Below are 10,563 nucleotides of genomic sequence, written 5' to 3' on the forward strand. Positions count from 1 at the left end.
CATTACCGTTGGCGGATATCTCAGGTCGGCCGCCATTCTTGATGATGTGCTCGCCGACGGCCGCGAGCCAGGGCGCGTCCGGCGGCGATTGTTTCGCCAGGGCCTCAAAGGCGGTCTTCGCTTCGGCCGCCTTGCCTTCCTGCTCCAGCGCCAGCGCCAGATAGAAAAGCGTGCGCGGATTGGCGGCATCGAGCGCTTGCGATTGCTGCAGCACGCTGCGCGCCTCCGCCGTCACGATGCCGTTCGATGCGGTCGTCAACGTTTCGGCAAGTCCGTCGAGCCGGCCGACACTCGGTCCCAATAGCCGGATCGCATTGTAATAAGCGCTTAAAGCGTCCACCAACCGGCCGGATCGCAAATAGATGGGAGCGATCACATCCCAACCGCGACCATCGCCCGGCGTGCGGGCCAAGTGCTCTTCCGTCTTACGAATGAGAATCGCCAGGCCTCGACCGGGTTCGTTCAACCTATGCTGTAGAGCCTTCGAAGACAGATCAGGGGAGCCCAGGACGACATATAAGGATATGCTTCCCAGCGACAGGAATGCTGCGATAGCAAGCTTCATCCAGAACATTGGGCGTGTAGAGGTGGCAAGATCGTGTGAGGCACTGGCATCGGCCGCGCGAAACAGACGCCTCGCTATCTCAGCTTTCGCCAGTTGGTATTCGGCAGGCAAAATCTGACCCGAGGCAAGTTCGCTTTCGAGCTCGGAAAGTTGGTCCCGATACACGCGGCCGGCACCCACGCTTCCGCCGGGGAAAGCCGCACGAGGCGTTGACAGCGGACGCAACAGCGCGGCGGTGACGGCTGTCGCCAGAGCAGCGAAAATAATCCAGATGATCATGATGGAGGATCGCCCTATTGCGTAGGCAACATATCGTCTTCCTCCCTTCGAACTTTGATCCGGATCAATTGTGGGGACGCTTGGGGGCTGGCTCAGAAAGAATTCAGCGATATCGGTATCTTGCGAGGCGGCGTGTTAGCATTCGATGTGAGCGATGGTGATCCATGCCTCAGTGGATGCGATTGATCTCTCCCAATCCTTAGTCAGCCATCGGCAGCGGCCGAACCATGCGAAAATCCGCTCCACCACCCGGCGGCGTAGCAGAACGGCGAAGGCTTTCGCATGGTCCGAGCGTTTGACGATTTCCATCATCCACTGACCGATCTTTTTCAGCCGCCCCTTGAGCTGATCGCCCGTATAGCCGCCCTCGGCAAAGACATGTTTGAGCCAAGGCCACCAGTGATAAATGGATTTCAGGAGATCGGCGGCACCGTCTCGATCCTGGTATCCGCCCCATGCACCATCAGTCCGACCAACCCAGCGTATCCTGTCCTGTAAGCATGAGCACAGGAACTTCGGAAGCCGCCGGATCTCCTTCAGAAGCTCCAGGCCGTTATCGCCGCCGGGAACGACCAGGTGAAGGAAAACGGCGATAAACCGCGTTCTCGTGAGCTCGCCACTCATCACGGCGCCGCTGGACACGGCGCTGACGAAATAGCCATGATCCTCGAATACCGCGCAAGCATTTTGCCTGAGAGCACATAGCGAACCTTACTATCGATTTCTCAGAAATCTTGGCACTTGAGATGTCGTGATCAACTCAACCGCAATCCACTTACGCGCGCTATTTTCCTCCCGCATCGAGGTCGTCGTCCGCGATCGCACGCCAGGCGGCGCCTTCCAGATCGTCATACTGGCCACTCCTCAGCGACCAGACGAAGGCGGCCAGACCTATGCCCCCCATGAAGAGCGCGATGGCAATGAGATAGATCAGCATGTTCATGCGGGACTTCCCTTCGCCTTACTCAGGACCGGCGAACTGGACTCTCCTCGTACAGGATTTCTTCCAAACGTTGCCAGTCTTAGAGCATTCGATACGACGATAATGGACGACGTGGACATAGCAACTGAAGCAATGAGAGGAGTGGCATAGCCTGCGATCGCGATGGGTATGGCAAGAATATTGTAGCCGATTGCTAGTGCGAAGTTCTGTCGGATCAACGTAGCAGATCTGCGTGCAATGGCGATTGCAATCGGGACCGCATCGAGTTGATCATTGAAAAATACCAGATCGGCGGCCTGCCTGCCAATATCCGATGCCGTCGCAGGTGCCATGGAAACGTGCGCTGCGGCAAGCGCCGGCGCGTCGTTGATGCCGTCTCCGATCATGAACACCCGATGATGTGCGTTGCTCAACGCTTGGCACTCTTCAACCTTTTGTCTGGGATTCAAGCCGCCAAGTGCAAGATCAACGCCCAGCCGGTTTGCGACAGCATCGACCACACATTGTCTGTCCCCCGAAAAGATGGCGATTTTGAAGCCAGTGGCGCGGAGCTCCCCAACAGCGTTGTTCGCTCCCGGCCGGATCGTGTCCTCGAAGAAGAATCGCGCCAGGACGACATCGTCCTTGGTAAGGACTACCTCGGATAGCGCATCGTCGAGGTCGGCCATCTCGGCTCGATCTATGTCGCAGGCGAACGATCGGCTGCCAAGCCGATACAGAGCACCATCTCGATATGCTTTCAATCCTCCACCCGAGACCTCTGTGACGCCGTCGAATTCCATTCGATCGGAGGTTTGACTGCGGCTCAGTATCTGAGAAAGCGGATGCCTGGAGTGGCTTGCAAGTCCTGCGGCGATGGCAACACCGGTGGAATGGCTGGTTTCCGACTTGACGAGGCGAGGCTTACCGAGTGTCAGCGTGCCGGTCTTGTCGAACGCGACGGTGTCAATCTCGGCCAGCCGTTCGAGCGCTGAACCGTCCTTAACCATGATTCCCCTGCGAAAGAGTTCGCCGGCGGCTACAACCTGAACCACCGGAACCGCAAGTCCCAAAGCGCAGGGACAAGTAATGATCAGCACCGCTACAGCGACGAGCATAGCGTTCTTCCAGTCCCCACCGGCAAAGCCCCACCCGAGAAATGAGACAAGCGCAAGAATATGAACGGCCGGCGAATAGAGGGAGGCCGCCCGGTCGGCAATGCGGCGATAGCGGGCTCTGCCCCCTTCAGCAGCTTCCATCAGACCGATGATTTCGGCAAGCAGCGAGCTTCTGGCGACCTTTGTGGCGCGCACCACGAGGGAACCGGTCAAATTCATCGCGCCCGAGCTCACGTCCGATCCCTTGCGAACTGCGACGGGACTGCTTTCGCCGGTGACGATCGAGAGGTCGAGATCGCTTTCGCCACTCGCGATCACGCCGTCGACCGGAATGCGGTCGCCAGCAGCCACCGCAATCTCGTCGCCGATCACAATATCTTCCACCGCCACGTAGCGGCGGGATCCGTCCACGGCGACGAGAAGCGCACCGCGCGGTGCGATTCGTGCGAGGCCGTTAATGGCCGCACGCGCCTTCTCGCGCATGACGTGATCAAGTGTCCTGCCGATCAGCAGGAAGAACAATAAAGAAACCGTCGCGTCGAACCACGCATGTTCGCCATGATGCATGGTCTCCCAGAGCGAGACGGCGTAGGAAAGCGCGACTGCCAGGGAGATCGGCACGTCCATGTTGGTTCGACCATGCTTCAGCGCATTCCATGCCGATTGAAAGAAGAATCGCCCCGCGTAGATCAGCGCTGGCGCTGCGATCATCGCCGATATCCAGTGGAACATGTCGCGCGTCGCAGCGTCTGCACCCGACCAGACAGAAACCGATAACAGCATGATATTGGCAGCGGCGAATCCTGCCACACCGACGGCCAGGAGAAGGCTGTTTCGCGCCTTATCGTTCTCCGCCGCAGTCGAAGCGAAGAGATGCGCTCGATATCCCGCGGAGCTTATTGCGTCGATAATTGCCGTCGCATCCGTCCGGACACCATCGATGGCTTCAGCGTAAACGCAACTCACACGCTTGGACGTCAAATTTACTCGGGCCTTCCGGATGAACGGCAAGGCGAATAGAACCTTTTCGATTGTTGAGATACAAGCTCCGCAATGGACGTCCGGCACGCTCAGATCAAGCTGGAGCAGGCCTTCGCCCAATGGGTGGCTGGCAAGTGCTATCTCTTCGGCACTTACCGAAGCCGCGCTCATCGCAAGCATCGCCTCAGCGTCCACCATGCAGCAAGTCATTGGTCGAGCTCCGCGGTGTCGAATCGAAGGGCTTCATGCATGACGAGCGTCCCGCCACGTCGGGAAATCAGTTCAACGATCCAGTCGCCAGATGGCACGTGGCGGTCGGCTTCAAAAAGTCCCTCTCCAACCTTCTTCAGGGTCACGCTAAAGTCTTCGCGGTCACCGACGGGACGCTTGAAATTCGCGGTCACCATGTCGATCGAGGTTGGCGTTCCATCCCTATTGTGAAGATGGTAGGTGAAGACATCAGCATGGAGGGAAATGGTTCCCGATATCCCGGTTGCAATCATGGCTTTGATAGCCGCAGTCTTTTCATTGAACTGTTGGCTGGCGACGTAGGTGTTTTCCACAACCAGGCCGCTCCAGCTCGAAGAGGCGAACCATGCCATCGTTACGTTGACCGAAATCACGATGCCAAAGAAAGCGCAGGTCGTGACGAGCATATGTCGTCCCGTGAATCCTTTCGTGTTCGCGCTCATTTTGCCTCTCCTGGAGAATTGAAGGCCGCTCGATAGGTTGAGCGATCTTCGTGGCCTTCATCCTCTATTGTAAAGAGGAACTCCGATGGCAGAGCACTTGCTGCATGTCTGGTCACGAAGACCTTGACGGTCGTCGCGGCGTCAGGTGCCGCCTCTAAGACGAAGCTACGGCCATCATTCATGCCGAACTCCGGAATGCGCATCATGGCGCCATCCAGGCCAGACATGTTGAGCTCGATCTTTCTAGGCCTGGGAACCATATTAAGGATTCGGAGCGTATAGCCATTGCGGATCGAGCCGTCGCTTTCGAGTACGAACTGAGGATTGCGGTCATGGACGACATTGAGCTCCAGTCGTTCCCGCAACGCGAGATGCACGATCATCGCGGCGCCGATCATGCACCAGAGTGCCGCATAAAAAACCAGGCGAGGCCTGAAGATGATATGCCAGTCGAAATGCCTGATATTATCGACGAAGGAGCCGTCCGCCTTGCGGACCTTCGTCGACTGAACCGGCATGCGTCCCTGATCGGTGGCAATAGCCATGTTGCTGGCGTACTCGCTAAGAGTGGCGTAGGCGATAAGACCACGGGGCTTTCCAAGCTTGTCCATCACCCCATCGCAGGCATCGATGCAAAGAGCGCAGGTGATACACTCCATCTGCTGACCGTCGCGAATATCGATTCCCATCGGGCATACCGCTACGCAGGCGTTACAATCGACGCAATCACCTACGGACTGTCCAGTTGCCTGCGCCTTCTTAGCATGACGTGAGCGTTGCTCACCTCGCCAGTCGTTGTAGGTGACGACGAGGGAATTCTCGTCCAGCATTGCGCCCTGAATGCGCGGCCACGGACACATGTAGGTGCAGACCTGCTCACGCATGAGACCTCCAAGCACGTATGTTGTGGCCGTCAACGTCCCGATCGTGGCATAGGCAATCGCCGGCGCCTGCCCGGAAAGCAGGGAAGCGGCGAGGCTTGGAGCGTCTGCGAAATAGAAAATCCAGGCACCGCCGGTGGCTAAGCCAATCAACAGCCAAATCGCATGCTTCAGAACGCGCTTGCGAAGCTTATCGAAACTCCACGGGCCGGCATCGAGCCTCATTCTGGCATTACGGTCGCCTTCGATGGCTCGCTCCACCACAAGGAAGAGATCGACCCATACCGTCTGAGGACACGCATAACCGCACCAGGCCCTACCGACGGCAGAGGTGATGAGAAAAAGCCCGAATCCAGCCATCACCAGAAGACCGGCGACATAGTAGAACTCCTGCGGCCAGATCTCGATAAAGAAGAAATAGAAGCGGCGTGACGCCAGATCGACGAGTATCGCCTGGTCTGGCGCATAAGGCCCGCGCTCCCATCTGATCCAAGGCGCGAGATAGTATATGCCGAGCGTGATTAGCATCACGATCCATTTGAAACGGCGAAAGCGACCTTCGGCGCGCTTGGGAAAAACCTTCCTCCGCGCCGCATAAAGCGGTTGGCGATTGCGACGAGCGTTTACAGGCTCCACATTCTGTCGTTCAATGTCTTTAGGATCTGGAGCTGTATAGAGGGTCATGTGCAACTTCCGGGTTCTCGTGCACTTCTCCTATTTCGGGGCCACTCGATCCTTGATCCAGATCAACGATCGGGATTTTTCAAAAAGGAGGAGCCGCGCTCTAGGTGGACAAAGGACGGCTCCGGACTCAAACCGTCAACTTTGCAAGAAACTGATCCAAACGGCTGTCGAACGTCTTTGCGTTGCCGGACCACCCCAAAGAAGGGCGGAGGTTTGCCTCGAAGGCACTGAGGGAAATGATCCGCAACGACATCATCCACCCACCTCTATCGGCTCGTTCGCAGGTGATCCTTAAGTGAGGTCAAACTGACGATCGAATTTCCGATCTTTTCGGTGTTTTCCTGCTCGGAATGCTCGGAAGATGACTCTATCGGTTTTGCGCGAACCGACACCCGCGCGCGGATGACCGCCCGCGGCGTGCCGTAAAGCGTCAGAAGCGGGTTATGATTGTGGGTGGTCATGTTCGCTCCTACTTGCCCCCGCCCAACGAATGGACGAACACGGTCAGTTCCTTCACCGCAGTCTCGCCGAGACGGGCCGACCATGCCGGCATCACACCATGCCTGGGACTTGTGATCTGGCGGATGATCGCGTCTTCCCCCCTCCCCTTCAGCCAAATGGCATCAGCAAGATTCGGGGCCCCCATTTCGATTTTGCCCTTGCCGTCCTCACCGTGGCATGCCGCACAATTGTCCAGAAAGATCCGCTTCCCGGCTTCCGCCTTAGTCGGATCGGACGGAGTGTTCGTCAGGCCCCAAACGTAAGCTGCAACCTGCTTTTTCTGCGTCGCATCCAATATGTCAGCGAAGGCAGGCATTTCCGAAACATGTGTATTTGGGTCGGCATCAAAGCGAATGCCGTGCGCGATCGTCGTTTGAATCGAATCGAGATCGCCGCCCCACAGCCAATCGTCGTCATTCAGATTAGGGAACCCCGGACCACCGCTGGCACCGGAGCCGTGGCACGGCGCGCAGTTGACCTTGAAGGCCGACGCGCCGCCGGCGACGGCGAATTCGCGCAGTGCCGGGTCCGCGTCGATCTCCTTAACCGTCTTTGCGGCGATCATGTCTTGAAACGTCATCTGCTTTGTCTTGGCAAGATCGAGATCCTGCTGCAGTTCTGCGCGCGTCGAGTAGCCGAGATAGCCCTTCGTAGCCGACGTGATCATCGGGATAGCCGGATAGGCGATCGCATAGCCAACCGCCCACAGGATCGTCACACAGAACGTCCAGACCCACCAACGTGGCATCGGATTGTTCAGCTCGCGGATGCCGTCCCATTCATGTCCGGTGGTTTCGACGCCGCTGATTTCATCGATATGCTTTTCCGACATCTCAGTCATCCTTCAGAGGAATGTCAGCGGCCTCCTTGGCCATCTGTTTGCTGCCGGGACGCAGACTGTAGAAGACAGCACCGACAAAGAACGCCGTCATCACCAAAAGCCCCCAACTGTCGGCGAAGTGCCGCATTGCAGTATATATTTCCATGGGATCACCTCACCGATAGCCGGTTGCGTCGTCGTAGGTCGAAAAATCGACCAGAGTACCGAGCATCTGCAGGTATGCGACCAGAGCGTCCATTTCGGTAAGCCTCTGCGGATCGCCGTCGAAATCGCCGACCTTGGCCTTCGGATAGCGCTGAAGCAGCGCCGTCGTATCGGCGTTGGGATCGGCCTGTGCTCTCATATCCGCTTCGGCATTGGCGATCATGTCGTCCGTATAGGGTACGCCGACATCTTCGTTGGCCTTGAGGTCCATCCCGATATCCTTGATCGTCACAGGCTCCTCCTTGAGGAAGGCGTATTTGGGCATGATTGATTCCGGCACAACCGCTCTTGGGTTCGAGAGATGCTGTACGTGCCACTCGTTCGAATAGCGGCCCCCGACGCGCGCAAGATCGGGCCCCGTGCGCTTCGAGCCCCATTGGAATGGATGATCATACATGGATTCGGCCGCCAGCGAGTAATGGCCGTAGCGTTCCACCTCGTCACGGAAGGGTCGGATCATCTGGCTATGGCAGAGATAACAGCCCTCGCGAATGTAGATGTTGCGACCTGCAAGTTCGAGCGGTGTGTAGGGACGCATGCCCTCCACCTTCTCGATAGTGTTCTGGAGGTAGAAAAGCGGCGCGATTTCCACGATCCCGCCGATCGAGACGATAAGAAGTGAGCCGACGAGAAGCAGAGTCGCGTTCTTTTCGATGATCTTATGCTTGTCCAGTATCGATGACATATCTCACCTCACTCTGCAGGTTGTGCCTGGGGCACATACGCGGTCGGAATTGCTGCTTCATCCCGCACACGGCCGCGGATGGTCATGAAAACGTTCCAAGCCATCACAAGCCCGCCGCCTAGGTAGAGCGTCCCACCCAGCGTGCGCAGCACGTAATATGGGAACATAGCGGCAACGGTTTCGGCAAAGGAGTAAACGAGAAAGCCTTGCGAATTATACTCGCGCCACATCAGGCCCTGTTGGATGCCAGCAACCCAGAGCACAGCCGCGTAGATGACGATGCCGAGGGTGGCAAGCCAGAAATGCCAGTTGACCATTCGGAGGCTGTAGAGACGTTCCCGACCCCAGAGTTTCGGTGTCAGATAGTAGATTGCACCGAAAGTGATCATTCCGACCCAACCAAGTGCACCGGAATGCACGTGGCCAATCGTCCACTCCGTATAATGACTGAGCGAGTTGACGGTCTTTATCGACATCATCGGACCTTCGAAGGTCGACATGCCATAAAAGGCAATGGCGACAATCATCATGCGGATGATAGGATCAGTGCGGATCTTGTCCCACGCACCCGAGAGCGTCATCAGACCATTGATCATGCCGCCCCAGGACGGCATCCACAGCATGACGGAGAAGACCATGCCCAGCGTCTGGGCCCAGTCAGGGAGCGCCGTATAATGCAAATGGTGGGGACCAGCCCATATATACAGGAAGATCAGAGCCCAAAAATGGATGATCGACAGGCGGTAGGAATAGATCGGGCGATTGGCCTGCTTCGGTACGAAGTAATACATCATGCCGAGGAATCCGGCCGTGAGAAAGAAACCGACAGCATTATGGCCGTACCACCACTGCGTTAGCGCATCTTGCACACCAGAAAACAGTGAATAGCTTTTCGAACCGAGGAAAGAAACCGGGACAGCCAGATTGTTGACGATGTGCAACATCGCGATGGTCACGATGAAACTCAAATAGAACCAGTTGGCAACATAGATGTGCGGTTCCTTACGCTTTAGGATCGTGCCTAGGAAAGTGATGAGATAGGCCACCCAGACGATGGTGAGCCAGATATCGATATACCATTCAGGTTCGGCGTATTCGCGCGCTTGCGTGATGCCGAGCACATAGCCGGATGCCGCCATCACGATGAAAAGCTGATATCCCCAGAAGACGAACCAAGCGAGACTTCCACCGAAAAGCCGAGCCCGACAGGTGCGCTGGACGACATAGAAGGATGTCATGATCAAGGCGTTGCCGCCAAAAGCGAAGATGACGGCTGAGGTGTGGACAGGGCGAAGCCTGCCGAAATTCAGATAGGGTGCGAAATCTAGGTCGGGAAAGGCGAGCTGTGCCGCAATGACAACGCCGACGAGAAAACCGATGATGCCCCAAAAGACGGTGGCGACCAAGCCGTAGCGGATCACTTCGTCAAAGTAACCAGATGCATCCACCTTCGCCACACGGCCTTCAGGCGAGAAATCGGCTCGCCGCACGAGCAGAACCGTGCCCACTGTCAAGCAGAAACACAGAATGCCCATGTGCACGGCGAAGAGATGGTCATGGGCGAGACCTGCACCCAGCAAGGCCAGGAAGGCGGCGATCGCGACCAGGATCGTTTCGATTGTGTAGTCCATTTTGGGGTCCCCAAGTGCGCAGCCGACCGCCTCGCGTTCGACTCTCCCGAACTTTGGAGAGAGAACTCTCATAGAGCAGGCGTGCGCTCCTTGATCTATATCAACGAGGGAGCCACCTTCCTCGGCGCGCGGCTTGCTATTACATCGACCAGCAACGCCGCGTAGTTGACAGACGTCAAAGAAGGCCGCCCCCGCATGGCCTAGATAGTCTTCGAGGCCGCAATTGGCCCCCGATCACCAGGAGACATGCAATGCGTTTCAAACTTGCTCTGGCAGCCGCCACTGCAGCCCTCGTCGTCTCGGCCGCTCCGCTCATGGCAGCCGACCATCAGATCCAGTTACTCAATAAGGGTCCAGATGGTGCAATGGTTTTCGAACCCGGTTTCGTCAAGATCGCTCTCGGCGACACCGTCACCTTCGTTCCGACCGATAAGAGTCACAACGTCGAATCCTTCACATCAGGTCTTTTGTCAATTGTTCATTCAAGTGGCATCGAATTTCTCCTTGGTGAGCGGATCCGCGGTCTGAGCCCATAGCAATTACCGGCCCGGTTTCTCGGGCCTATACAACCTCACATCC

General features: G+C 57.1%; 10 protein-coding genes and 2 pseudogenes. 1 reads left to right on the forward strand and 11 read right to left on the reverse strand.

The window, feature by feature from the left end; genetic code table 11:
- From ccmI to ccoN, 11 genes and pseudogenes are all read right to left on the reverse strand, one after another.
- A partial coding sequence (gene ccmI / locus HGP16_RS33510; protein ID WP_168844239.1) for a c-type cytochrome biogenesis protein CcmI occupies positions 1-844 on the reverse strand: 844 nt, incomplete at its 3' end.
- Between the two features lie 103 nt (positions 845-947).
- Positions 948-1,320, reverse strand: a pseudogene (locus HGP16_RS33515) (transposase); the annotation flags it as partial.
- 308 nt (positions 1,321-1,628) lie between these two features.
- Positions 1,629-1,787, reverse strand: coding sequence for a cbb3-type cytochrome oxidase assembly protein CcoS (gene ccoS, locus HGP16_RS33520; RefSeq protein ID WP_168844240.1), 159 nt, complete (start codon positions 1,785-1,787; stop codon positions 1,629-1,631).
- Positions 1,784-4,075 carry a cation-translocating P-type ATPase gene (locus tag HGP16_RS33525; protein ID WP_168844241.1) on the reverse strand — a complete coding sequence of 764 codons (2,292 nt, stop codon included), beginning with the start codon at positions 4,073-4,075 and terminating at the stop codon, positions 1,784-1,786. Before HGP16_RS33525 ends, ccoS begins: the two co-directional genes overlap by 4 nt.
- Entirely contained in the window at positions 4,072-4,557 is a 486-nt protein-coding gene (locus HGP16_RS33530; RefSeq protein ID WP_168844242.1) for a FixH family protein, read from the reverse strand. Before HGP16_RS33530 ends, HGP16_RS33525 begins: the two co-directional genes overlap by 4 nt.
- On the reverse strand, positions 4,554-6,122 hold the full coding sequence (gene ccoG / locus HGP16_RS33535) for a cytochrome c oxidase accessory protein CcoG (protein ID WP_168844243.1): 1,569 nt from the start codon (positions 6,120-6,122) through the stop codon (positions 4,554-4,556). Before ccoG ends, HGP16_RS33530 begins: the two co-directional genes overlap by 4 nt.
- A 266-nt stretch (positions 6,123-6,388) precedes the next feature.
- Positions 6,389-6,583, reverse strand: coding sequence for a hypothetical protein (locus HGP16_RS33540; RefSeq protein WP_168844244.1), 195 nt, complete (start codon positions 6,581-6,583; stop codon positions 6,389-6,391).
- Between the two features lie 8 nt (positions 6,584-6,591).
- Entirely contained in the window at positions 6,592-7,455 is an 864-nt protein-coding gene (gene ccoP / locus HGP16_RS33545; RefSeq protein WP_168844245.1) for a cytochrome-c oxidase, cbb3-type subunit III, read from the reverse strand.
- A gap of 1 nt (position 7,456) precedes the next feature.
- A complete protein-coding gene (locus HGP16_RS33550; RefSeq protein ID WP_168844246.1) occupies positions 7,457-7,609 on the reverse strand; it encodes a cbb3-type cytochrome c oxidase subunit 3 in 153 nt (50 codons plus the stop codon).
- Positions 7,610-7,618: 9 nt separating this feature from the next.
- Positions 7,619-8,353, reverse strand: a complete 735-nt coding sequence (gene ccoO, locus HGP16_RS33555; protein ID WP_168844247.1) for a cytochrome-c oxidase, cbb3-type subunit II — start codon at positions 8,351-8,353, stop codon at positions 7,619-7,621.
- An 8-nt stretch (positions 8,354-8,361) separates the two neighbouring features.
- Entirely contained in the window at positions 8,362-9,984 is a 1,623-nt protein-coding gene (gene ccoN / locus HGP16_RS33560; RefSeq protein ID WP_168844248.1) for a cytochrome-c oxidase, cbb3-type subunit I, read from the reverse strand.
- Between the two features lie 251 nt (positions 9,985-10,235).
- Between ccoN and HGP16_RS33565 the strand changes: the two are divergent.
- Positions 10,236-10,439 (forward strand): annotated as a pseudogene (locus HGP16_RS33565) (plastocyanin/azurin family copper-binding protein); the annotation flags it as partial.
- Positions 10,440-10,563 lie beyond the last annotated feature (124 nt).

The sequence above is a fragment of the Rhizobium sp. P40RR-XXII genome, assembly GCF_012641405.1.
Lineage (GTDB): Bacteria > Pseudomonadota > Alphaproteobacteria > Rhizobiales > Rhizobiaceae > Rhizobium.

Coding starts and splice junctions, on each gene's coding strand:
- ccoS (WP_168844240.1), bottom strand. CDS start 1,787: ATGAACATGCTGATCTATCTCATTGCCATCGCGCTCTTCATGGGGGGC.
- HGP16_RS33525 (WP_168844241.1), bottom strand. CDS start 4,075: ATGACTTGCTGCATGGTGGACGCTGAGGCGATGCTTGCGATGAGCGCG.
- HGP16_RS33530 (WP_168844242.1), bottom strand. CDS start 4,557: ATGAGCGCGAACACGAAAGGATTCACGGGACGACATATGCTCGTCACG.
- ccoG (WP_168844243.1), bottom strand. CDS start 6,122: ATGACCCTCTATACAGCTCCAGATCCTAAAGACATTGAACGACAGAAT.
- HGP16_RS33540 (WP_168844244.1), bottom strand. CDS start 6,583: ATGACCACCCACAATCATAACCCGCTTCTGACGCTTTACGGCACGCCG.
- ccoP (WP_168844245.1), bottom strand. CDS start 7,455: ATGTCGGAAAAGCATATCGATGAAATCAGCGGCGTCGAAACCACCGGA.
- HGP16_RS33550 (WP_168844246.1), bottom strand. CDS start 7,609: ATGGAAATATATACTGCAATGCGGCACTTCGCCGACAGTTGGGGGCTT.
- ccoO (WP_168844247.1), bottom strand. CDS start 8,353: ATGTCATCGATACTGGACAAGCATAAGATCATCGAAAAGAACGCGACT.
- ccoN (WP_168844248.1), bottom strand. CDS start 9,984: ATGGACTACACAATCGAAACGATCCTGGTCGCGATCGCCGCCTTCCTG.